Source organism: Tolypothrix tenuis PCC 7101, from assembly GCF_963874875.1.
Taxonomy (GTDB): domain Bacteria; phylum Cyanobacteriota; class Cyanobacteriia; order Cyanobacteriales; family Nostocaceae; genus Aulosira; species Aulosira tenue.
The window spans coordinates 3,213,371-3,238,565 of record NZ_CAWNJS010000001.1 but is presented as its reverse complement, the minus strand read 5'-3'; the positions used below and the strand labels follow the sequence as shown (position 1 = coordinate 3,238,565).

Below are 25,195 nucleotides of genomic sequence, written 5' to 3'. Positions count from 1 at the left end.
ATAATTTTAATTTTGCATAAATTTTTTGTCTCACGTAGAGGCGCAAAGAAGAGTGTAAGAATATGGATATTATTAGAGATGTTTTGGATAATCAATTGGTAGACCACAATCAACGCAAAATGGGTAAGGTTGATGGGATTGTTATGGAATTGCGGGATGGAGAAGCGCCAAGATTAACATATATAGAAGTGGGAGTAACTACCCTGGCGCGAAGGTTACATCCGAATTTGGCTGATTGGGTAGCAGCAATTGCCACTAAATGGGGTGCTAAACATAGTCAACCATTTCGGATTCCCTTCTCTAAGGTGCGAGATGTGGGGATTGATGTGGAAGTAGATTTAGAAGCCGAAGCAACCCCAGCATTAGCCTATGAAAAATGGCTACGCGATCGCATTATCCAACGCATCCCAGGAGAATAATCGTGGCAGATCAAGAAATTCATTTGGAATTGCTACTTGGTAAACAGGTTTTAGACTCCACTGGTAAAGCAATTGGACGCATTGAAGAAGTCCGCGCCGAACCCCAAGGCGAAGATTGGGTTGTTCAAGAATATCTTATTGGCTACGCTGCAATTTTAGAAAGATTATCCGCCTGGACAATCGGTTTAGGAATTCTGCATCTCTTAGGCGCGCGTAAAATCCACGGTGGTTATACAGTCCCCTGGGAAAAACTCGATTTGACAAATCCTGATCAACCGCGTTTGCGTTGTAGTTTAGCAGAGTTGAAGGCTGTCGCAGAGACGGAGACGCGATGAATCGCGTCTGTACAAGATTTGGGTAATTGGTAATTGGGATTGTCTCCTTGTCCCCAATTCCCAGTCCCCAATCCCCATTACCCCTAATCCCCACTCCCTGCGGTCGTGGGGGCCCCGAGTTCCCCAATTTCCAGTCCCCAGTCCCTAATCCCCAGTCCCCATGCCACAATATTTTGGAAAATTACCCACAACTAACCAACCTTGGACAACTATTGGTAGTGTACAAGGTGTACATTGGCGCGATTGCGCGGAGCGCAGCGCCAAAGGCGATCGCACTATTGATTTTGATTGTGGTAATTCGCGGCTGAAAATTAGTGTACTTGCACCCAATTTGCTGCGGGTTAGGCTTGCACCTACAGGAGAATTTATACCTCGTCGTGCTTGGGCGGTGGCGTTGGATGATTCGCAATGGCCGACATTTCCTTTTGAGGTGCAAGATACGGAAGCAGCGGTAGAAATTACCACTGAGCAAATTCGTATCTGCTTACAAAAGCAAGAGAGTCGCATCGTCTGTTTTGACAAGGCTAATCGTCCCTTTGCCCAAGATAATTTAGACATGGGGATGGGTTGGCGTTTGGGTGCGGTTGCAGCTTGGAAGCAAATTGCTGCTGATGAGCATTTTTATGGCTTTGGCGAACGCACAGGTTTTCTCGATAAACTCAGCGAAGTTAAAACTAATTGGACGACGGATGCTTTAGATTACGATGCGCTGACTGATGAAATGTACCAAGCCATTCCGTTTTTTATGGCTTTGCGTCCAGATGTTGGCTATGGCATCTTTTTTAACACAACTTTTTGGAGTCAGTTTGATATTGGCGCGGAAAAACCCGGTGTTTGGAAGATGGAAACGCGCGGAGATGAGTTAGATTACTATATTATTTATGGCCCGGAACCTGCTGATATTTTGCGTACATATACGCAGCTAACAGGGAGAATGCCATTACCGCCAAAATGGGCGCTGGGTTATCATCAATGTCGCTGGAGTTATGAATCGGAAACTGTGGTGCGCGAACTGGCGCGAGAATTTCGCCAGCGTCAAATTCCTTGCGATGTCATCCATTTAGATATTGACTATATGCGGGGTTATCGTGTTTTTACCTGGAGTCCCCAACGTTTCCCTGATCCCGCAAAGTTAGTAAGTGATTTGGCTAAAGATGGTTTTAAAACTGTGACAATTATTGATCCGGGTGTGAAGTATGAACCGGAAGCCAATTATCACGTTTTCGATCAGGGGATAAATCACGATTATTTTGTCCGTAAAGCTGATGGTAGGTTGTTTCACGGCTATGTTTGGCCGGAAAAATCTGTTTTTCCCGATTTTTTACGTTCTGATGTGCGTCAGTGGTGGGGCGATTTACAAAAAAGCCTGACTGATATCGGGATAGCAGGGATTTGGAATGATATGAATGAACCTGCTATTGATAACCGTCCCTTTGGGGATGGGGGAGAGAAGATTTGGTTTCCGTTGGATGCGCCGCAGGGGGATGAGGGGATTGGGGACTGGGGACTGGGGACTGGGGACTGGGGATTGGGGACTGGGGAACTCGGGGCCCCCTCTGGGGATAAGGGGCAATGGGGATTGGGGACTGGGGATGAGGGAGATGAGGGAGAGAAAGAATTCAAAATTCAAAATTCAAAATTCAAAAATGATGTGACGCATTTGGAGGTGCATAATTTGTATGGGTTGATGATGGCGAGGGCTTGTGCTGAGGGGTTGCAGCGTCATCGGCAAGAGCGTTCGTTTGTGTTGACGCGTTCTGGTTATGCGGGGGTGCAGCGTTGGTCTTCGGTGTGGATGGGCGATAACCAATCGCTGTGGGAACATTTGGAAATGTCGCTACCCATGCTCTGTAATATGGGGCTTTCGGGTGTGGGGTTTGTGGGTTGCGATATTGGGGGGTTTGCGGGGAATGCAACGGCGGAGTTATTCGCGCGGTGGATGCAGGTGGGGATGTTGTACCCACTGATGCGCGGACATTCGGCGATGTCTACGGCGCGTCATGAGCCTTGGGTATTTGGCGATCGCACAGAAAATATTTGTCGAGAATATATTAATCTGCGTTATCAGCTATTGCCTTATATCTACAATCTTTTCTGGGAAGCGGCACAGACAGGCGCTCCGATTTTAAGACCCTTAGTTTATCATTTTGCGTGCGATCGCACAACCTACACGCTTTACGATCAGGTTTTGCTGGGCGCTTCGCTGATGGCGGCACCGATTTATCGCCCGGGTGTGGAATATCGCGCTGTTTATTTACCTGCTGGCACTTGGTATGACTGGTGGAGTAATGAGCGTTATCAAGGCCCTACCCATATTCTTACCCATGCACCATTAGAAAAAATGCCACTGTTTGTCCGGGGTGGTGCAATTATTCCCATGCAACCAGTAAGGCAATATGTAGATGAGCAGCCAATTGACCAATTACATTTACGTATTTGGCCTGGAAATAATGAATATGTTTTGTTTGAAGATGACGGTAAAAACGATGCAGAAAATCAGAATTTTTCCTTAAGAAAAATCACTGTATCTACACAAGCAAATCAAACAATTGTCGAAATTCATCAACGTGAAGGAAATTGGAAACAACCACAGCGAGAAGTCATTGTGGAACTAGTGGGTGTGGGCGAAAAAAGTTTTACTGATGATGGGGGAAGTTATCGCTGGGAATTCTCAGAAATTGATGCTTAGAGATGATTTATAAAGTAACCCTGATATTGTAGGGTGCGTTAGCAGAGAGTACGGCACCGAGAAAGATGATGCTTTACTAGCGCTTAACGCACCATCGCTGCGGCGGTGCGTTACGGCTAAATTTAATTGTCTTTGTGTCCCATATCCATTAATAGCCGTAACACACCCTACCTAAGACTTATGGTGTTTCTCGATGCCCAATGCCCAATGCCCCATGCCCATTTTCAAATTATTTCCTAAGGGACTTCCATATAAAAAAATATCCCAGTATTTATTGTGGGGTGGACATCTTGTCCGCCCAGTTTATGTGGCGGGCAAGATGCCCGCCCCACAAGATGGAATAATTTATTTCTTGGAAATCCCTAAAATCTATCTCAGTATAGATTTCTTAAAATTTAAAATTCTTTTGTCCTACCTCTGAAATAATAAAATATGTATATAGGTAGATGAAACTTTGCGTCAACTACCTGTAGCATATATCGCTAGTAATGTTAACCCCAAAACAACATGAAAAATTCGTAATTGCATTTCACACAAAGATAGAGTAAAAACTCTAAATACTTTCTTAATTACGAACTAAGAATTACGAATTACGAATTACGTGTTACAAGTAAACCGCTTGCGTTTGCAGGTTCTCGCTCCAGCCGCCCTTAACTCTTTAATAGTACAAGTAAGCAGTGCGATCGCCATCGTTGTAGGTGTATTTGTACTCGTTGGTTGGAGTTTTGACATTGAATTTCTTAAATGTGGCTGCTATGGCAACATAGTAACGATGAAGGCTAATACAGCCGTAGGTTTAATCCTATCTGGCGTGTCGCTGTGGTTAGCCCTGAAATTAAATCTCAATCAAGGTGTTAAGCATCGCACTCTCTACCATTGGTGTTTTCGGCTGTGTGTGGTAGCAGTCACATTAATTGGTTTCTTAACAGTTTTGCAATATGTCTTTGGGGGAAATCTCGGAATTGACGAGTTTTTATTCCGTGATGCACCCCATGCTTTATTGACAGTACATCCAGGGAGAATGGGGTTCAACACTGCACTCAACTTTATGCTAGTTGGGAGAGCATTAGAGTTGTTGGTGCATCAAAAAACCCACCGTAGCTATTGGTATGCCCAAATTCTCGCCTTTATAGCTGGTTTAATTTCATTGCAGGCGGTGATTGGCTATGCCTATCAAGTCAACATTTTATATGGAACCCGTTACACAACCTCAATGGCGATACACACAGCACTGACATTTATTGTGCTGTGTCTGGGAATTATGTGGACACATCCAAACCAAGGATTAATGCGAGTAATCACAAGCAATACCGACAGTGGTTTATTGTCCCGGCGGTTATTATTGGCGGCGATCGCAGTACCTTTTTTACTGGGGTGGTTAATTGTTCAGGGACAAAAAGCTGGCGGTTATGATACAGCCTTTGCCATATCGCTGTTTGCCATAATTATTATGGTGATTTTTGTGATTTTAATCTGGCAAAGCGCAACTGTTGTCGAACGCCTCAGTCGTCAGCGCGATCGCGTTCAAGGTGAACTCAAATTTTACGAAGAAAAACTCAAAAGCTTTTTCGACGCAAATGTTATTGGGATTTTGTTTGGCGATATTTACGGCGGTATCCAACAGGCGAACGATGAATTTTTGGCGATGGTTGGTTACACGCGAGAAGATTTATTAGCTGGGAAAGTTAGTTGGAGTAATATCACACCCCCAGAATATCTGCATTTAGATGAGGAACATATCGCCGAAGCCAAAGCCAATCCCAACGGTACTTGTACGCCATACGAAAAAATATATATCCGCAAAGATGGTAGTCTGATTCCCGTGTATGTCGGTTTTGTACTCACAGGAGAAAACCGTGACGAAGCTGTGGCGTTTATTATTAACTTGAGCGAACGCCAACAAGCCAGGGAACAAATAGTAGAACTCAATAAAAATCTCCAGCGCCGCGTTACGGAGTTACAGACATTACTTGATGTCATTCCCATAGGCATTGGCATAGCTGAAGATCCAGAGTGCCGCAATATCAAAGTAAACCCCGCTTTCGCCAAAAAATTAGGAATTTCCCCAGATAACAACGCCTCATTAATTGCCCCAATAGGCGAAAAACCTGGTTTTAAAGTTTACCGCGAAGGTAAAGAAGTTCCCATTGACGAACTGCCCATGCAGTACTGCACAATTCACGGTGTAGAAGTACTGGATTATGAATTTGATATTCTGCAGGCAGATGGCACCAGCTTGACATTAGTGGAGTATGTTGCACCTCTATTTGACGAAGAAGGGAATACTAGAGGCTGCATTGGGGCATTTTTAGATATTACAGAACGCAAGCAAAACGCCCAAGTGCTGCGAAATCAGCAAAGATGGCTAGAAGATGTACTCAACCTCATGCCGAGGCCATTGCTGTTTATTGAACCAGGAACAGCAAAAGTTACCTTCGCCAATCGTGCAGCTGATGAACTAGCTGGGGGAGAATTTCCCAAGGATATTCCAGCATTAGAATACGATAAATATTACCATTTCACCGATGCCAATGGCAATCGCATTCCCAATGAGCAAATGCCAGGGGTGCGCGTTGCTAGGGGAGAACGTTTGCATGGTTTGGAAGTAGACTGGCATACCAGCCAAGGTGTGCGTTCCTTACTGATATATGCCGATACTATGCCAGCAATGCATGGTTATCCCGCTACCTGTGTATTAGTGTTCCAAGATATTACTAATATTAAGGATGTAGAAAAAGCCTTATCGATTAATAATCAACGGTTAAAGTTACTATTCCATACCGCCAATGAATTATTATCCAGCCAGAACCCTGTGGCTTTGGTTGATAGTTTATTCCGCAAAATTGCCGAGCAAATTAACTTAGATTTATACCTAAACTATTTAATTGAAGATAACTCTGGGGTCATGCATCTCGCCTCATCCACAGGCATTACCCCAGAACTAGCAAAGGAAATAGAATACTTGAAAGTGGGTGCAGCCGTATGCGGTACTACCGCCCAAACCCGTTGTCAAACAGCATTAGAGAATGTCCAAGAATCAACCGATCCCAAAACAGAATTGATTCGCTCTATCGGGATTAAAGCTTACTTTAGTTACCCCTTGATAGCACAAGGACAGGTTTTAGGAACCCTATCCTTTGGTTCCCGCACCCGCACCCGCTTCACAGAAAATCAAAAAGGGATGATGCAAGCAGTGTGCGATCAAATTGCGATCGCAATGGAACGCGCCCGGTTAATTAGTTCCTTGCAGCAACAAACAGAGCAATTACAAGAAGCCAACCGCATGAAAGATGAATTCTTGGCGATATTGTCCCACGAACTGCGATCGCCCCTCAACGCCATCCTCGGTTGGGCTCAATTGCTGCGTTCCCGCAACCTCAACCCCACGCAAACAGCCAAAGCCCTAGAAACAATCGAACGCAACGCCAGGGCGCAAACCCAGCTAATTGAAGACTTGCTGGATATTTCCCGCATGATTAGAGGTAAATTGCGCCTCACAGTTGCGACTTGCAATCTGATTACCATCATTAAATCAGGCTTAGAAACTCTCAACCTCGCCGCCCAAGCCAAAGAAATCGATTTGCACTTTACTATCCAAGAAAATAGCCACAAAACCTATAGCCTCAGCGATTTAAACGCAGTACAAAAGCTGGATGCGGACTTTTTAGTATCTGGCGATGCGGAACGCTTACAACAAATTATCTGGAATTTGCTTTCCAACGCCATCAAATTTACCTCTCCAGGCGGTAAGGTAGACATCAAGTTAGGTAAAATTGAGGCAAAATTCCAAGGTAATTTAACTAGTTACGCGCTAATTCAAGTAATCGACACCGGAATTGGCATTAGTGCTGAATTTCTCCCTTACGTATTCGATCGCTTCCGCCAAGCAGACAGTTCCAGTACCAGAATGCATGGGGGATTGGGGCTAGGATTAGCTATTGTCCGTCATTTAGTCGAATTGCATGGTGGTACAGTCCAAGTTGATAGCCCAGGCGAACAGCAAGGCGCAACCTTTACTGTCAAATTGCCACTTTTGTCAATAGCTAAAGGAGATATTTGTTTACCTCAAAGCAGCGAAACAGATTCCAGCTTACTCCTCAACTCCTCCCTAGCTGGCGTACGTGTCCTGATTGTAGACGATGAAGCCGATAGCCGAGAATTTATCGCCACCGTCCTGCAACAAGTACAAGCCGAAGTGCAAACCGCCGCATCCGCCTCAGAAGCAATGCAACTAATTAGCCAGTGGCAACCTGATGTCATTGTCAGCGATATTGGAATGCCAAAGGAAGACGGCTACTCCTTCATCCGCAAAGTGCGATCGCTTCCCCCAGAACAAGGCGGAAATATCCCCGCCGCCGCCCTCACCGCCTATGCAAGGGCTGAAGATAGAAGGCGCGCCATTCAAGAAGGTTATCAGCTTCATTTACCTAAGCCTATCGAACCAGCAGAGTTAGCCACAGTCGTTGCTAGCCTGGTGGGGAGGGGGTAAAGAAAGGGGAAAGGGGAAGGGGGTAAGGGGAAGGGGTAAGGGGGAATTTATAGAACTTACGCACTCAGATCACCCAACCCCTGTTAAGGGTTAGGGGGGATCGGGGTTTCAGCTTTCAGTGCGTAAGTCCTAGTTTTGTATTTTCCCCTTCCCCTTTAACCTTTTCCCCCTTTCCCTTTTCCCATTCCCCTTTTTCTCCTTAACCAAAAAATATTTAAATCTGCTCAATCTCTAGTGGGGTAGGCATCTTGCCTGCCCTCATTTTGTATTAAAAATATCACTTATACCAATTCAAATCATGTTTGCAACCGATAAATTCTTGGTAAGGGCACGGCATCTACAATCTTTTGGTACATTCAATTATCTTACTGGTGCCGTGCCCCTACTACTCATCGGTCACATTCTTTTTTCAAAATTTTATTATTTTTGCGAGACATAGGAAAGATGTTGCCAATGCCCAATGCCCCATGCCCTATGCGATGGGGCGACTATCTCTCCCCACTTACAAGGGAATAGAGTTTCCCGCCGCTTTCAATAAATTTATTTACTGTGGTTTTTATTCTCAACAATATGCAATATATTTATTGAATGATTGTAAAATTTTGCACCAAAATTTAACTCAGTAAGTTCTTAGCTTTTTGTCTATCAAAGAACCTCTAATTGCAGATAAGATTACCGACAGATACATTGTGTTCCACTTTTTTAACCAATCCAATTAAGTGTAATTACATAAATAAAATCATCCATGTTAATCTCTCACTACTCAATTTTGATTCTGGAAGATTCTCCAGAAGATAGGGCTTTATACCGCAGTTACTTAAAACAGGATACAACTGCCACCTATGATGTAGTTGAGGTGGAGACAGGATTAGAAGCATGGAGCTACCTGACGCAGAACCAGCCAGATTTAATACTGATAGACTATCGATTGCCAGATGTATATGGCTTAGAATTTCTCAACAAGTTACGGCTAAAATTTGATAGTTTTCAACTACCAGCAATGATGTTAACGGGGCTCTTAGATGGTGCGATCGCAGCTCAAGCCATCAAAGGTGGTGCTTGTGACTATTTAATCAAGGAAAAACTTACCCAAACTGGATTCTGCCGTGCTATTCATACCGTCTTAGAGAAAACTCAACTCAAGCGGCAGATTCAGATGCAAGAGCAACAAAAACTGTTGTTAGCACAAATGTTACTCCGCATCCGTCAGTTTTTACGCTTAGAGAAAATTTTGGCAACAGCAGTGCAAGAGGTGCGAGAATTTCTGGGAGCAGATCGGGTAATTGTCTACCAGTTTGACTGTGAGGTAAATGGCAAAATCTCTGCTGAATCAGTACTATCTCCGTGGAAAAGTTCTCTCAACCATCACATCAACGACACTTGCTTTCGAGAAAATCAGAGACTAGCCTATGGTGATGGCAAAATTAGAGCAATTTCTGATATTCATGATGCTGAATTCACAGCTTGCCATATCGAATTCCTAGAGCAGTTGGCAGTTAAAGCTACTCTGGTTGTACCCATTTTGCTGAATACAGAAGCAAACAACCAGGGAGATCCGACAAATCAACTTTGGGGGTTACTAATTGCCCACCAGTGCAGCCATACTCGTGAGTGGCAAACAAATGAACTAGATTTACTTCAGCAACTTGCTGTGCAGCTAGCTGTAGGCATCCAACAGGCAGAACTGTATGAAAAACTGCAAAATCTCAACAAATCTTTAGAAAATAAGGTACAAGAACGAACAGAACAATTGCAAGCGAGCGAACAGAGATTTCGGGCTATTTTCAATCACAGTTTTCAATTTGCTGGGCTATTAACAACTGAAGGAATTGTACTTGAGATCAACCAAACAGCTTTAGATTTTCGGGGATTGCAATTAGAAGATGTGATCAATCGCCCGTTGTGGGAAATTAATTGGTTGACAGTTGCTCCCACAGAGGAGAACAGTTTAAAACAAGCGATCGCACTTGCCTCCCAAGGTGAATTTATCCGCTACGAAGTAGAAATTTTGAATGCAGAAGGTCAAATAGTCACCGTAGACTTTTCTATTCGTCCGGTGAAAGATGAATCAGGAAAAGTCATCATGCTAATTCCTGAAGGACGAGATATTAGCGAACACAAAAAAGCACAAAAGGCACTCCAAGAAAACCAAATTCTCTTGCAAGTCGTTATGGATAGCCTACCCATAGCTATCTTTTGGAAAGATAGAAACTGCCGCTACATGGGATGCAACCGCCAATTGCTTTTAGATAGCGGACATTCATCTATTCAAGAAATTATTGGCAAAACAGACTTTGAGATGGTGTGGCGAGAGCAAGCAGCACTTTATCAAGCAGATGATCGCCTCGTCATGGAATCTGGTCAGCCCAAATTTAATATTGAAGAACCATTTACTAAAATCGGTAATCTTCACAGATGGTTACGCACCAATAAAATACCATTACACAACGCTGAGGGTGAAATTATTGGCGTTGTCGCTAGTTATGAAGATATTACAGAACGCAAGGAAATCGAGCAAGCATTACAGGAAAGCGAACGACGTTACGCCACCCTAGCTGCATCCGCCCCCGTTGGCATTTACCGTGCAGATGCTCAAGGAAATTGTTTGTATGTCAATGAACGCTGGTGTCAGGAAACAGGCTTAACTCGCCAAGCCGCTTTAGGGTGCGGATGGCTAGTAACTTTGCACCCAGAAGATAGAGAGTTAGTTGAGTTTCAATGGCATCGTTTAATTCAAACAGGCGAAAGGTTGTGTTTAGAATATCGGTTTGTGCAACCGGATGGCAGTGAAACTTGGGTATTTGGGCAAGCTGTGCCCGAAACAGATACAGAAGGAAAGGTGATTGGTTATGTCGGCACAATTACTAATATCACTCCCAGCAAACAAGCAGAAGTAGCTTTGCGCCGCAGCCAGCAACTTTATCGCATCCTCATAGATAACTTTCCCAATGGTACAGTCGCACTATTTGATCATGACCTGCGCTACTTACTAATAGGAGGCTCAGAACTAGCTAGGGCAGGTTTGAGCAAAGCAGCAATGGAAGGAAAAACAATTTGGGAAATCTTTCCCCCGGAAGTATGTCAAATATTCGTGCCTCTATTTCAAAAAGCACTAGCTGGGGAATCTGCGATCGCAGAAGTTCCAGATCACGATAAATTTTACCTAATACATCATATTCCAGTGCGAGATGAACAGGGTAATGTAATTGCGGGTATCGCCATGACGCAAAACATCACCGAACGCAAAAAATCTGAGAATGCACTGAGGGATAGTGAAGAGAAATTTCGCCAGTTTGCCGAAAACAGCCGCCAAGTCATGTTACTGCGCCAGGTTGACTCAGGAGAGTTACTTTATACCAACCTTACTTACGAAGAAGTCTGGGGGCGATCCAGAGAAAGCTTGTATGCAAATCCCGACTCTTGGATGGCTGCAATGCACCCAGATGATGTACCCCGCATTGCTGGTGCCTATGAAGCCGCAAGAGGCAAGGGATTCTTTAGTGAAGAGTATCGCATCATTCGACCGGATGGCTCAATTCGGTGGATCTGGGGTAGATGCTTCCCCATCAAAGATCTGGCTGGGAATATTTATCGCATTGGTGCCATCGGGGAAGATATTACAGAGCGTAAACAAACAGAACAAGAGCGCGATCACCTGCTAGAAATTTTAGAAAAACAAAATCAAACTTTAGAAGAAGAAGTTACCCAGCGTACCGCCGAATTACGAGCTGTTATTGATGCAATTCCCGACTATTTATTTGTCATAGAGCGTCAGGATATGCGAATTATTTATTGTAACGATAGTTTTGCTCAAGAATTATTTCAGCAACCTCACGAGCAAATAGAAGGAAAAACTTTATTTGAACTATTTCTAGACCAAAAATTAGAATATTTTGTCCAGAAAAATCAGCAAGTATTTAACTCAGGAGAATTGTTACGCATCCAAGAAACTCTTAATTTTTCAGGTATAATTAATACTTTTGATACGATTAAAGTTCCCTTAAAACGTGACAATGGAGAAGTTTATGCCCTGGTAGGCACAGCCAGAAATATTACCGCTATCAAACAATTAGAATTGGAACTTCAGCACAACAAAGAACGCTTTCAGAATCTTGTAGAAACATCTAGTGATTGTGTATGGGAAACAAATGAGTTTGGTTATTATACCTATGTGAGTCCGCAAATTATCAATCTTTTAGGATATTCTCCCGAGGAATTTATCGGCAAAACTCCATTTGATTTAATGCCACAAGAAGAAGCAGAAAAAGTATCACAGGAGTTTATAAAATTTATCTCTGTACAAGCTCCTTTTCAATGTTTAGAAAACACTAATTACCATAAAGATGGACGATTAGTTACTTTAGAAACGAGCGGAGTTCCGATTTTTGATGCCAATAAAGAATTTCGCGGCTATCGCGGCATGGATCGCGATGTGACTGCACGTAAACTAGCAGAAGCTCAACTCTACCTCACAAACGAACAACTTGCTACTTCCAATGCCGAACTCGCCCGTGCTACCCGCCTCAAAGATGAATTTCTGGCCAATATGAGTCATGAGCTACGCACCCCCCTCAATGCCATTTTGGGTATGTCGGAAGTGTTGCAAGACGAGATATTAGGCACAATTAATGATAGGCAAAGGCAGAGTTTGCAAACCATTGAACGCAGTGGAGAACATCTATTAGAATTAATTAACGACATCTTAGACTTATCTAAAATTGAAGCAGGGCAGCTACAATTAGAATATGCTCCCATAGCTATGCGTAAACTTTGCGAATCCAGTTTAGCGTTCATTAAACAACAAGCCGGACAAAAACGCATTCAATTAGAAGTAAAAATTCCGCCACAATTACCAAAACTGTTGCTCGATGAACGACGCATCCGCCAAGTTTTAATTAACCTCCTCAATAATGCTGTAAAATTCACACCCGAAGGCGGAAGAATTACCTTAGAAGTGAATCGTCAACAACTCACCCAAGAAGTAGAAAATACATCCCTCACAAGTTTCATTCGCATTGCCATCATTGATACAGGTATTGGGATTGCCCCAGAAAATATCAAAAAATTATTTAAACCCTTTATCCAAATTGATAGTGCTTTAAACCGTCAATACGCTGGTACTGGTTTAGGGCTAGCCCTCGCCAAGCGGATTATAGAATTGCATAGCGGTAAAGTAGGAGTGACGAGTGAACTAGGTGTAGGAAGTTGCTTTACTGTTGACTTACCCTGTAACAATCTCTGGGAATCTTCTTGTGAGCCAGTCAACTCATCACCGGAGCTAAATTCCACCTGTGAAGAAACAGTAGAAGATTCACCCCTAATTTTATTAGTAGAAGATAACGAAGCTAATGTTTTGACAATCTCTAGTTATTTACAGGCAAAAGGATACAAGATAATTTTGGCAAACAATGGTCAAGATGCGATCGCTCTCACCAAAACCAAACTTCCCGACTTAATTTTGATGGATATTCAAATGCCAGGAATGGATGGCATAGATGCAATCAAGCAAATCCGACTAGAGCAAAACTTCGTCAATATTCCCATCATTGCCCTCACAGCTTTAGCCATGCCAGGCGATAGAGAAAAATGTTTAGCAGCCGGCGCAAACGACTATATCCCCAAACCCATCAAACTCAATCAACTCACAACCAGAATTAAACAACTCTTAGAAGTAAAAGATTAAAGATATTTTGTCATTTGTCATTTGTCATTTGTCATTGGGTAATTGGTAATTGGTAATTGGTAATTGGTAATTGGTAATTGGTAATAGAGATTTTTCCTCATCCCTAATCCCCATTACCCCTTATCCCCAGAGGGGGCCCCGAGTTCCCCAGTCCCCATTACCCCCAATACTTGTCGGTTAAGGGGGAAAGGGGAAGGGGAAAAGGGGCAAGAAAAACCTTTAACCCTTACCCTTTCACCTTTTCCCCAAACCAAATTCCGAGTATAAAATCCTTAACCGAGCAGTATTGCCATTACCCCTTATCCCCAGAGGGGGCCCCGAGTTCCCCATTCCCTACCAATTACAATAAATTTCAATCCCCCGACTTTTCATAGTTTCTATAAATAAATCTGTTGGTAATGCTTCTTCTACAGGTGAAACTCCTGGTTTTTTGAATTTGCCTTCTAGTAGCAATTGAGCGATACTGCCTGTACCACAACCAGAAGCTAAAGCAGTATTTTCATGCATCAAATCTGCAAAATAAACGGCTGTTTTCCCCTGCTTTTGCCCTGTAACTTCGGCACGTACTGCTACCCCAATCCCAGTAAAAGGATTAGTCACATCTGTCATAAAATGACTGACATGAGATAGAAATTCAATCATGGCGCGACGCTGCATTAACCATTTCGGGAAAATATGCGCTGCTATCCAAGTCATGTGATTATAAAAATCGGGGACTGAACCAAATTTTGTAATTACAGTTTTCACAGAAGGGAAAGAATGGGGCATCGTAAAAGTTTCTGGCATATCAAACCAGTAAACCCCAGTCCGTCCATAGGGGGATGCAAAATTAACAATTTCTCTTTCACTATATGGTTTAACTAATTGCCAATTGCCATCAATCCAAGCTTCAAACTGATGCTGTAACCCTAAAAAAGTTGTTCGCATCACAGTGATACCAGCACCACCAGAACCTGATACTAAATAACTTAAGTGAATTTTTTCGGGTTGATCCAATTGCTCTACACATTGACGCACCATGCTATTAGAAATACCAGGAAAAATCCCCGTATTAATAATTGCTGTGACATTAGCAGCCGCAGCCTGTGCATCCAAATTTAAAGCTTTACTAGTATAAGACCGATGGTCGCTGACATCTAAATAGTTGACACCTTTTTCTATACAAATTTCTAGAACCTTAGTATCTCGGTAGTGAAAGGGGCCAGCACAGTGGATAACTAAATCGGAATTTGCGATCGCTTCTTGCAGTCTATCAACTTCCGCTAAGTCCAACACCAAAAACTCTACCTCTGTTCCCAGATTCCAGTCCTGTTTGGTAGTTAGCCACCTCGCGTCTACATCCCCTTCATTTCCTGGAGAACGTCCGGTAATTGTAATTTTTGCTTGGGTGTGGGTGGCGATATCTTGAGCAACACTGCTACCAATTCTCCCCCTTCCTCCCAAAATTAAAACGCGGTTTGTCATGATTACTGCTGGGCAAAACTAGCTTTTAGTGGTCGGCGTAAGTTCTATATAACTGGCTTTGGCTGTCATTCGTCCTTAGTAAATTGTCATTTGTAAGGATTTTAAGCCTATTTATGTTTCGTAACATAGTTTCGTTTCTTTCCACCGACTGACTTATTGCAACAATTTTCAGCCCTGCTTGTCATCGGCAACAAGTTAGACATTGGAATGGGGAATGGGTAATGGGTAATGGGTAATTGGTAATGGGTAATTGGTAATTGGTAATTGAGTATTAGACAAATAACAAATATTAAGTATAAAAAAAGCTCAGTTGTATTCAGACAACTGAGCTTGGATTTAGATTAAATCACTAAACGCGCAAAGACATTAAAACTGTGCATTCGTTGGAATTAGATTTACGCAGATGCTTGGTCTAAGTTGATTTTGACAACTTTAGTTTTTTCTGCTTCTACTTTGGGCAGTGTCAAAAGCAAAATTCCATTTTTATAATCTGCGGTAACGCTGGTGTTTTGCACTCTTGTAGGTAGAGGAATTAAACGTTGGAATTTACCATAGTAAAATTCACTTCTGGTAGTGCCTTTTTCTTCAGCTTTGGTTTCTTGCTTGCGTTCACCACTAATGTAAACAGCTTTCTCTGTTACTTGCACATCCAGGTCTTTCGCTTCCATACCTGGAACTTCTAACTTCAGCAGAATAGAATTTTCAGTTTCTTGTAACTCAGCCGCAGGAACTCTAACTCCGCCTCTTTCAACCCCAGCAGATGGAACTCTAGTTTCTTCAAAAAGGTCATTGAGTTGACGTTGTAGGGTGTCAATTTCTCTCCAGGGATTCCAACGAACTACTGTCATAAATTTTCCTCTTGAATACTTTCTCTTTAATGGTTTATTTTGCGGTTCTCTTTTCGCTTACATATTCATATTATGAATAGTAACTAAAAGTGTAAATTCGGTTTTTATCACTCAATATTTGATGATTACCGCACTCAATAAAACAGCTTAAATAAGTACGGTCTACTCGAATTTATATGTTCGGTAAACCAGAATAAGCTACAAAATAATTAGGGTATTTAAGAACGGAAATGAACCAATTTTGAAAGTGATAATTTCCAAAGACGCGAGGAATCGCGTTCAAGGGGCGATCGCACCAAATGAGGGACAATAATTGAGTGCTATTCAATCCTTGAGGAATAAATTCATCATGCATCGTCTGCTAAGAGCTTTCACGCCGCAACGCTTGAGGAGTATTACTTTGGCAATATTCTTAACTCTGATGATGAGTTTTATCCTTCCTACCGTTTCTTGGGCTGCTGCTTCTAGTTTGGGAGTGAATAATGGTCATCTGAGTTCTTGTCCGGCTTCCCCTAACTGTGTTGTCAGCCAAGATGCTGATGCAAAACACGCCATTGACCCAATTCCGTATCATTTAGATAGGGACAAAGCGCGAGAAGTCTTAATCAAGGTTCTCGGTGTTGTTCCCCGCACAGAAATTGTCGAACAGACAGATAATTACATCCATGCTCTTTCTAAAAGCCGCATTTTCAAATTTGTTGATGATGTAGAGTTTTATCTACCTCCCAATGAGCCAGTAATTCATGTGCGTTCAGCATCTCGCTTGGGCGATTCCGATTTGGGTGTCAACCGCAGGCGTGTAGAGCAAATTCGTCTGGCTTTGCGTGATTTAAATATTTAAATCGGGCATAGGGCATGGGGAATCGGGCATGGCGCATGGGGAAGAAACTACCAATGCCCTATGCCCCAAGTGGATAGAGTTTCCCGTCGCTTTCAATGAATCAGTGTAGGGCGATGTCTACAACAGGCTACCCCTACGCGATTTGGATGCTATATATTAAGTTATGCTACAAATTTCTCACAATATCATCATCCCCGATAGCGAAATCGAAATTAGCGCGATTCGCTCACAAGGAGCAGGTGGTCAAAACGTTAACAAGGTTTCTACAGCTATTCACTTACGCTTTGATATTGAGGCTTCATCATTACCGACTTACTATAAAGAGCAACTACTCAAGCTCAACGACAAACGCATTAACCAAGAGGGAGTTGTTGTCATCAAAGCTCAAGAACACCGCAGCCAAGAACAGAACCGGGAAGAAGCTCTACAAAGACTCCAAGAACTCATTAACAGTGTAGTTGTCATCAAGAAAAAACGCCGATCTACTAAACCAACTCGCAGTTCTCAAAAAAAACGCCTGGAAAGTAAAACTAAGCGAAAACTAATTAAATTAGCCAGAAAACCAGTCATTGAGTGAAATGTTGACTTTTAGAGGCGCGATTCATCGCATCTGTACGAGAATTGCAGAGACGCGATGAATCGCGTCTGTACAAGAGTTGTTAAAAATTATTCCCCTTGTCCCCCTGCTCCCTGCCCCCTGCCTCTGCTCCCCTACCTCTTCGGATAACCGCCAATGGGAAAATGGGCTTTATGAGAATTTATTTTGTAAAGTAAAGATAAGTAAACAAATTTTTTTAATCTAAATGGTTGCTCTCACCTTAAAGGAAATTTCTGACCAGTTAGAAAGCCCCAACCTGCGCGATCGCATGGTAGCCTTGGCTAATCTGCGCGATGTTCCAGCAGAGGATGCTTTACCTTTAATCAAAAAGGTATTGGATGATGAATCGCTGCAATTGCGCTCAATGGCAATATTTGCTTTAGGAATTAAGCAAACCCCAGAATCTTACCCACTTTTGGTAAAAATTCTGGAGAATGACCCAGATTATGGCATTCGTGCTGATGCTGCGGGCGCTTTAGGCTATTTGGGCGATGCGAGAGCCTTTGAAGTGCTGTCACGAGCTTTTTATGAGGATACAGATTGGTTAGTGCGCTTTAGCGTAGCAGTCTCCTTAGGTAATATTAAAGACCCCCGCGCCCATGAGATTTTAATTAAAGCCTTAGACAGTGATGAAGTGATATTACATCAAGCTGCGATCGCGGCACTGGGAGAAATTAAAGATATTGAATCTGTAGATCTCATCTTACGCTTTGCTCAATCCGATGATTGGTTAGTGCGGCAACGTCTAGCAGAAGCTTTAGGCAATCTTCCCACTCCCAAGAGTATTTCCGCCTTGAAATATCTAGAAAAAGATAGCAATCCCAACGTTGCTGCGGCTGCAAGCTATTCCCTACAAAGACTTGAAGCAAATGAAGGGTGAAGGGTAAAGGGGGAAGGGTGAAAGGTGTTTGCGTAGCGTCTTTGCAGGAGAAGGGTGAAGGATTGTAAAAATCCAAAATCCTTCTTCTCCCAAAGGGAGAGGCTACGCCAAGGAAAGTTTGACGGCAGTTGCTACAAGTCGGCAAAGCCGCCCAAAGCACTGCCTCCTCAAGTCGGGTTCCCCCACCCACGCAACGCCAGTTGCTACAAGCCGGGGAACCCGTCCAACGCACTGGCTCAACTTTTCGCAAAATCCAAAATCCAAAATTGATAGACTTCAGACTTCTTTAGTAACGCCTCCTGCTACCTTTTAATAAGTGGGATTTACGGCATTTTGATGCAGGGCAGTTTTAATGATGAATATAGAAGAGTTTTTGGAGTTGAGTGCTGGTAAATGGTTTTCTCATCGTACTAGTCACTTTGTAGCTACACAAAAATCCGAAGGTAATAAATCAGATATTATCTTTGAGTTTTTGCCAGCAGACCATCCAGAGGTAATCAAACTGTGCGAACAGCACGAAGTTAACTCTAGTAAAGCTTCCTGTGGTGCTAAAGTTACTTGGAACGGTACTAAGGAATTTAAGGGAGAAAAATATAGTGGCTCTTCAGTGTTGGTTTTAGTACCAGATGAAGATAAATCTAATGAAGGTAAGTTACTGCACAAAATGAGTGGTGGGGAGAAGTCCTTACTCACTGGACGTTATAAGCTAGGCAGTGATGAAGCTTTAACCTTAACTACTGAATCTGAAACCATTTGGTCTGAAGAACGCCTATGGTTTGCTAGCCCTAACTTACGGATGCGGGTAAGTGTCGTCAAAGGCAAAGATGGTTTTAGTATGGCTTCCTTCTCATCTGAGATTCGCATGGGTGGTGCGCCAGCAAATGCCAAAGCCTCACAGGCGGCTAATTCCGCAAAGTAGGGTTTAGGGATTGGGGACTGGGTAATGGGTAATGGGGATTGGGGAGTGGGATTTTCACTCAGAACTCAGCACTTAGAGCTATGCGATCGCCTACAATACTCTCATCGCTACTAACTCTTCCTGTTCCCTTTCTCCAAAAACCACTACCAGCACCCAAATAAAAAGAATGAACCCAGAGAGATTGGCAAAACTGCGGGATTTATGCCGAGATGAAGACGTATTCCAAAATATCCAGCAGATTTTTACAGAAGAAGTCCAATCCTTACGCCAAGAAATTAATCAAGCCAATTTCCTGATTGAGCAGCAAAAAGCATTATTTCGTGTAATTACTCGTCTGCGAGAACCAATCGATTTAGAAACGATTTTTCAAGCTACAGCCACAGAGGTGCGCCAACTGTTGCTAGCAGATAGAGTGGGGATGTTTCGTTTCTATCCCGATTCTGGTTGGGATGATGGAGAATTTGTTTCTGAGGATGTAGACCCAGCTTTTCCATCAGCGATGGCACAAAGAATCCACGATCATTGCTTTGGCGAGCAGTTTGCAGTTCAATATCAGCAGGGACGGGTGCAAGCTGTTGCCGATATTTACAGTTGTGGGCTAAGTGATTGCCATATTCAGGTACTGGCGCAATTTCACATCAAAGCTAACTTAGTAGTGCCGCTGTTACAAGGTAATAACCTCTGGGGATTGCTGTGTATACACCAATGTCGTACTTCCCGAACATGGCACAATACAGAAATTGAATTTGCTACCCAAATTGCCAATCATCTAGCTGTGGCTTTACAGCACGCCGAACTATTAGCCGATGTCCAAGCAGAAGTAGAAGAACGCCAGCAAGCAGAACAAGCAGTTCTGAGCCTCAACCAAGGATTGCAACGAGCAATTATTGAACTACAAGCAGTAAATAGAGAACTAGAGGCTTTTAGCTACTCAGTTTCCCATGACCTACGCGCCCCATTACGTAGTATTGATGGCTTTAGTCAAGCCCTGCTGGAAGACTACGAAGGAGAATTGGATGACACAGCCCAAGACTACCTCCGAAGGATTCGGTCAGCGACTCAGAGGATGGGGCAATTAATTGATGATTTGCTGAACTTATCCCGGTTGATGCGTAGCGAGATGCAGATGGAATCTGTGGATTTAAGTGCATTAGCTAGGCAAATCTGCACAGAAATGCAAGAAAGTCATCCAGGACAACAGGTTGAGTACATCATTCAACCAGGACTGATGGGTCGAGGAGATAGCCGACTTTTGCAGATGCTATTGACAAACTTAATAGATAATGCATGGAAATTCACCAGCAAGCATACTCAAGCCAGAATTGAGCTTGGCGCTATCACTCAAGCAAGTGGCATTCCCGTTTTCTTTATTCGCGATGATGGTGCTGGCTTTGATATGGCTTACGCCAACAAGTTATTTAGCCCCTTTCAACGGCTACACAGAATAGATGAATTTCCTGGCACAGGCATTGGGCTTGCCATAGTGCAACGCATTGTACATCGGCATGGTGGCCGGGTGTGGGCAGAAGGAATTGTGGAACAGGGCGCTACTTTTTACTTTACATTAGTAGCAGAGGAGGTGGGTGGATGAGCATAAGCAATAAGATGATTTTGTTGGTGGAAGATAATCCTGATGACGAAGCTTTAGCTATTCGGGCACTCAGGCGCAATCACATCAGCAATGAGATAGTAGTGGCTCGTGATGGAGTGGAAGCGCTAGATTATCTATTTGGGACTGGAATTCATGCTGGTCGAGATATTAACATTAAACCGACTGTGATTTTGTTAGATCTCAAGCTACCCCGCGTTGATGGGATGGAAGTATTGCGTCGCTTGCGAGAAGACAAACGCACTAGCTTATTACCTGTAGTAATTCTCACCACTTCTAGCGAAGAACAAGATTTACTCAATAGTTATAGTTTGGGTTGCAACAGTTATATTCGCAAACCTGTAGATTTTATCCAGTTTACAGAAGCAGTCCGGCAACTTGGAATGTACTGGCTCCTAATGAACGAGACACCGCCTGTTTAGGAAGTCAGTTAAAATGAAACCCCACCTGCGTGTTCTAATTGTTGAGGATTCTGAAGATGATACTCTCCTAGTTTTAAGAGAGTTACGTCGGGGTGGATATCATGTTGAATATGTGCGTGTTGATACCGCAGCTTCTATGCAGGCAGCCCTTAATCAAAAATTATGGGACATCATCATTGCAGATTACAGCCTACCTGCCTTTAGTGGTTTAGCAGCCCTAGAACTCCTACAAAGCCAAAACTTAGATCTACCATTTATTATTGTGTCCGGCACAATTGGCGAGGATATTGCGGTTGCGGCCATGAAAGCTGGGGCGCACGACTATATCATTAAAGGTAATATGGCTCGCCTAGTGCCTGCGGTAGAGCGAGAGTTGCGAGAGGCGCAGGAACGCTATAAAAGGCATAGTGCAGAACAAGCTTTTCGAGAAAGTGAAGACCGCTTCCGCACACTCTGTGCTTCAGCTCCTCTAGCTATCTTTCAAACTGATGCCCAAGGGCAGCTGATATATAGCAATCCTCTATGGTATGACATTTCCGGCTTTAGCGAACAGCAGAGTGTAGGCTACGGTTGGATTCAAGCTGTTCACCCAGAAGATAGAACTGAAGTTTCTCAGGACTGGCAAAGAACAGTCTTAGAACAAAGCACTTGGGTTGATGAATATAGGCTACTTACCCCCCAAGATGAAATTCGCTGGGTGCGGGCGCTAGCTAGCCCAATGTATTCCACAGAAAGACGATTCTTAGGCCATGTCGGTACATTTGAAGATATTACCGATCGCAAACAAGCAGCACAAAAAATCTACGAACAAGCAGCTTTATTGGATATCTCCATAGATGCGATCGCAGTTTGTAACTTAAAAAATCATATCCTATTCTGGAATAAAGGCGCAGAAAGGCTTTACGGATGGACGACAGCAGAAATCGTCGGCAGAAATGCTACTTTACTTTTAGGGAAAAATGGGGAAACTTCGCCATCATTCGCAGAAATTCAGGCCATATTAGCCAAAGAAGGTAAATGGCAAGGTGAACTGCAGCAAGTCACCAAAGATGGCAAAGACATCATCGTCGAAAGTCGCTGGACGCTGATGCGCGATGAAGCCGGTAACCCCAAATCTATTCTCAAAGTCAGTACCGATATCACCCAAAAAAAGCAACTAGAGGCGCAATTCCTCCGCACTCAAAGATTAGAAAGTTTGGGTAGCCTCGCTAGCGGTATTGCTCATGATTTCAACAACATTCTCACGCCCATCTTGGCAACTGCTCAACTACTACCCGCGAAATTTCCCAATTTAGATGAAAATAGTCAGCAGCTACTAGAGATATTAGAAAGTAGTGCAAGGCGAGGTGCTGATTTAGTACAGCAAATTCTCTCCTTTACTCGCGGAGTGGAAGGAAGCCGCACACTGGTGCAAGTCAGACATTTGCTCTCCGATATCGCGCAGGTTGCTCACAGAACTTTTCCCAAATCTATTGAAACCAAAACTGATATTAATCCCAATCTGTGGACAGTTTTTGCTGATGCAACACAACTGCATCAAGTACTGATGAATCTCTGTGTAAATGCCCGTGATGCCATGCCCGATGGTGGTATTCTCAGCATTACCGCCGAAAACCTGTGGATTGATGAAAACTATGCTCAAATGTATGGGAATTCCGAAGCTGGTTTTTATGTTGTCATCACTATTGCTGATACAGGAACAGGTATTCCCTCAGAAATTATTAACCACATCTTTGAGCCATTTTTTACTACTAAAGAAGTCGGAAAAGGCACGGGTTTAGGGCTTTCTACTGTCATGAGCATTATTAAAAGCCACAATGGTTTTGTCAGTGTACACAGTGAAGTAGGACAGGGAAGTAGTTTTAAAGTCTACTTACCTAGTAGAGAAGCCACAGAAACCAATATAGTCACCAATACAAACCTACCAAGTGGAAATAACGAATTAATTTTGGTAGTAGATGATGAAGTTTCCATTTGCGAAATTGCTAAAACTACCTTAGAAACCCATAATTACAGAGTTTTAACCGCTAGCGATGGTATTGGAGCTTTAGCGCTATATGCCCAGTATATAGATGACATCAGCGTGGTGTTAATAGATATGATGATGCCCGTCATGGATGGTTCTCAAACGATACAGATGTTACAGCGCATGAATCCAGATATCCAAATTATTGCTATGAGTGGACTAATGGCCTATGAGCCACATGAGCAAAAACAGAGCCTTGGTATCCGAGAATTCTTAGCTAAACCTTTTACAGCGCAGGTTTTATTGAATACTTTGCATGAGGTAATTTCGGAGATTGGGTAATGGGGATTGGGGACTGGGGATTGGGGACTGGGGACTGGGGACTGGGGACTGGGGACTGGGGACTGGGGACTGGGAAAAAGCAGGGGGGAAAAATAACAAACACCAATTACCAATTACCAATTACCAATTACCAATTACCAATTACCAATTACCCAATGACAAATGACAAATGCCAAATCATTCAAATTCATCAATTGTTGCTGGGATATGAGGTTTTTGTTGGCTAGCAATATGTTTTTCATACCACTTCATTAAGGGCGTTGAGGTAATTCCATGCAAAATTACAGAGACAACAATTGTGGTGTAAGTTATCCAAGAAATTTGTTCGGCTGGTTCACCTTTTACGCCATTACCAAATGCATAGGCAAGATAATATAAAGAACCAACACCACGAATACCAAACCAACCCAATAACCAGCGAGTTCCAGAATGTAAAGTGCGGCGAGGGGAATCTAAAGGACGTTTACCTATAGTGCTAATCCAAACACCTACGGGTCGGATGACGAAAAATAATAACACTATTACCATTAAAGATTGGAACGCATAATTGAGCATTGGTTGTACCAGCAATATCGTTCCTAATATTAAAATCGTTCCTACTTCTAAGAGCTTTTCTAATTTTTCTATAAATCCCAGTTGTGCTAGAGGTTTTTCTGGATCTTGGTAACTGCGTTGAGCAACTAAACCAGCAACAAATACTGCTAAAAATCCATAGCCATTAACAATTTCTGTTAAAGAATAAGTCAGAAAAATTATACTGATAGCAATAAAGTCTTCCATCAACTCATCGGCGCGGCGGCGTTTTTGGATTTTTTTATCAATCCAAACTACAGCTTTGGCAACAATAATTCCCATGACTATAGCAGATGCGATCGCCCAAATGACATCGACTAATAACCAACTCTTTAACCAGTTATCCCAATTACCATCTTTGATGGCATAAATGCCAAAATAAACAAAGGGAAATGCTAAAGCATCATTTAAGCCACCTTCGGAAGTTAAACCAAAGCGTAACTCATCTTGGTCATTGACATCTGTTAGCTGAACTTCTGAGGCTAATACCGGATCAGTAGGTGCAAGAATTGCTCCTAATAAAATCGCTTCTCCCCAATTCATCCCTAAAAAAAATTTGCCCACAGCAGCCAAAGCAAAAATTGAAATTGGCATTAAAAAGCCAATCAAGCGGGCTGTAATATCCCAAATTCCTAATTTCAGTGGTCGGACTATTTTTAATCCACAACTAAATACAGAAATAATTACTACCAGTTCTGTGATGCGTTCTAGAAATTCCGCATTAAATACATCATCTCGCCGCAATTGAATCAGTCCAAAGCCATAAGGCCCCAAGAAAATACCAACCACTAGATAGATGAGGGCGAAGGAAAGAGGTAAACGCGAAATCCAGCCAGAACCTAATGTAACTATGAGCAAAAGTAGACCAATGACCAATAGGTCAAGAATATAACTGTCTACCATAAATAATATGTATCAAAAATTAGTTTTTCCTTGCCAGTTTAGTAGTATTGTCTATTGCTCTTAATCATCCCTAGGGTGATTCTATGGGTATAATTTTACGTTCAATGGTAGATAAGCAGGATGCGTTACGCTATGGCTAACGCATCCTACAAACTAACGCATCCTCCAAACATAGATGAGTCAGCCGAAAAATCACAAGTACCAAACACCCAACA

General features: G+C 42.9%; 15 protein-coding genes. 12 read left to right on the top strand and 3 right to left on the bottom strand.

The window, feature by feature from the left end:
* Positions 1 to 62 precede the first annotated feature (62 nt).
* The 5 genes from AACU25_RS13200 (at position 63) to AACU25_RS13180 (ending at position 13,615) form a co-directional block, all read left to right on the top strand.
* Positions 63 to 419, top strand: coding sequence for a hypothetical protein (locus AACU25_RS13200; protein WP_096576301.1), 357 nt, complete (start codon positions 63 to 65; stop codon positions 417 to 419).
* A gap of 2 nt (positions 420 to 421) precedes the next feature.
* Positions 422 to 754, top strand: coding sequence for a hypothetical protein (locus AACU25_RS13195; RefSeq protein WP_096576299.1), 333 nt, complete (start codon positions 422 to 424; stop codon positions 752 to 754).
* 160 nt (positions 755 to 914) lie between these two features.
* A complete protein-coding gene (locus tag AACU25_RS13190; protein WP_096576297.1) occupies positions 915 to 3,443 on the top strand; it encodes a glycoside hydrolase family 31 protein in 2,529 nt (842 codons plus the stop codon).
* 601 nt (positions 3,444 to 4,044) lie between these two features.
* Positions 4,045 to 7,932 carry a PAS domain-containing hybrid sensor histidine kinase/response regulator gene (locus tag AACU25_RS13185; RefSeq protein WP_096576293.1) on the top strand — a complete coding sequence of 1,296 codons (3,888 nt, stop codon included), beginning with the start codon at positions 4,045 to 4,047 and terminating at the stop codon, positions 7,930 to 7,932.
* A gap of 745 nt (positions 7,933 to 8,677) precedes the next feature.
* Positions 8,678 to 13,615, top strand: a complete 4,938-nt coding sequence (locus AACU25_RS13180) for a PAS domain S-box protein (protein ID WP_096576291.1) — start codon at positions 8,678 to 8,680, stop codon at positions 13,613 to 13,615.
* Positions 13,616 to 13,948: 333 nt separating this feature from the next.
* Here the strand turns inward: AACU25_RS13180 and AACU25_RS13175 are convergent, their stop codons facing one another.
* Together AACU25_RS13175 and AACU25_RS13170 are read right to left on the bottom strand one after the other, a co-directional pair.
* Entirely contained in the window at positions 13,949 to 15,079 is a 1,131-nt protein-coding gene (locus AACU25_RS13175; protein WP_096576289.1) for a saccharopine dehydrogenase family protein, read from the bottom strand.
* A gap of 395 nt (positions 15,080 to 15,474) precedes the next feature.
* On the bottom strand, positions 15,475 to 15,927 hold the full coding sequence (locus tag AACU25_RS13170; protein WP_096576287.1) for an Hsp20/alpha crystallin family protein: 453 nt from the start codon (positions 15,925 to 15,927) through the stop codon (positions 15,475 to 15,477).
* Positions 15,928 to 16,276: 349 nt separating this feature from the next.
* Here AACU25_RS13170 and AACU25_RS13165 point away from each other — a divergent pair, with 349 nt between their 5' ends.
* The 7 genes from AACU25_RS13165 (at position 16,277) to AACU25_RS13135 (ending at position 23,504) form a co-directional block, all read left to right on the top strand.
* Positions 16,277 to 16,768 carry a DUF1499 domain-containing protein gene (locus AACU25_RS13165; protein WP_096576283.1) on the top strand — a complete coding sequence of 164 codons (492 nt, stop codon included), beginning with the start codon at positions 16,277 to 16,279 and terminating at the stop codon, positions 16,766 to 16,768.
* 163 nt (positions 16,769 to 16,931) lie between these two features.
* Positions 16,932 to 17,345: an alternative ribosome rescue aminoacyl-tRNA hydrolase ArfB gene (gene arfB, locus AACU25_RS13160; RefSeq protein ID WP_096576281.1), complete on the top strand. Its 414-nt coding sequence runs from the start codon at positions 16,932 to 16,934 to the stop codon at positions 17,343 to 17,345.
* Positions 17,346 to 17,571: 226 nt separating this feature from the next.
* Positions 17,572 to 18,246: a HEAT repeat domain-containing protein gene (locus AACU25_RS13155; protein ID WP_096576279.1), complete on the top strand. Its 675-nt coding sequence runs from the start codon at positions 17,572 to 17,574 to the stop codon at positions 18,244 to 18,246.
* Positions 18,247 to 18,601: 355 nt separating this feature from the next.
* A complete protein-coding gene (locus AACU25_RS13150; protein WP_096576277.1) occupies positions 18,602 to 19,165 on the top strand; it encodes a phycobiliprotein lyase in 564 nt (187 codons plus the stop codon).
* A 166-nt stretch (positions 19,166 to 19,331) separates the two neighbouring features.
* The gene (locus tag AACU25_RS13145; RefSeq protein ID WP_096576275.1) at positions 19,332 to 20,756 is read left to right on the top strand and encodes a GAF domain-containing protein; all 1,425 of its coding nucleotides are present in this window, start codon (positions 19,332 to 19,334) and stop codon (positions 20,754 to 20,756) included.
* On the top strand, positions 20,753 to 21,196 hold the full coding sequence (locus AACU25_RS13140; protein WP_096576273.1) for a response regulator: 444 nt from the start codon (positions 20,753 to 20,755) through the stop codon (positions 21,194 to 21,196). Before AACU25_RS13145 ends, AACU25_RS13140 begins: the two co-directional genes overlap by 4 nt.
* Positions 21,197 to 21,209: 13 nt before the next feature.
* Complete coding sequence (locus AACU25_RS13135; protein WP_096576271.1) at positions 21,210 to 23,504, top strand: hybrid sensor histidine kinase/response regulator; 2,295 nt, start codon at positions 21,210 to 21,212, stop codon at positions 23,502 to 23,504.
* Between the two features lie 177 nt (positions 23,505 to 23,681).
* Here the strand turns inward: AACU25_RS13135 and AACU25_RS13130 are convergent, their stop codons facing one another.
* Positions 23,682 to 24,980 (bottom strand): cation:proton antiporter, encoded by a 1,299-nt coding sequence (locus tag AACU25_RS13130; RefSeq protein ID WP_096576269.1) that lies wholly within the window; start codon positions 24,978 to 24,980, stop codon positions 23,682 to 23,684.
* Positions 24,981 to 25,195: the final 215 nt, after the last annotated feature.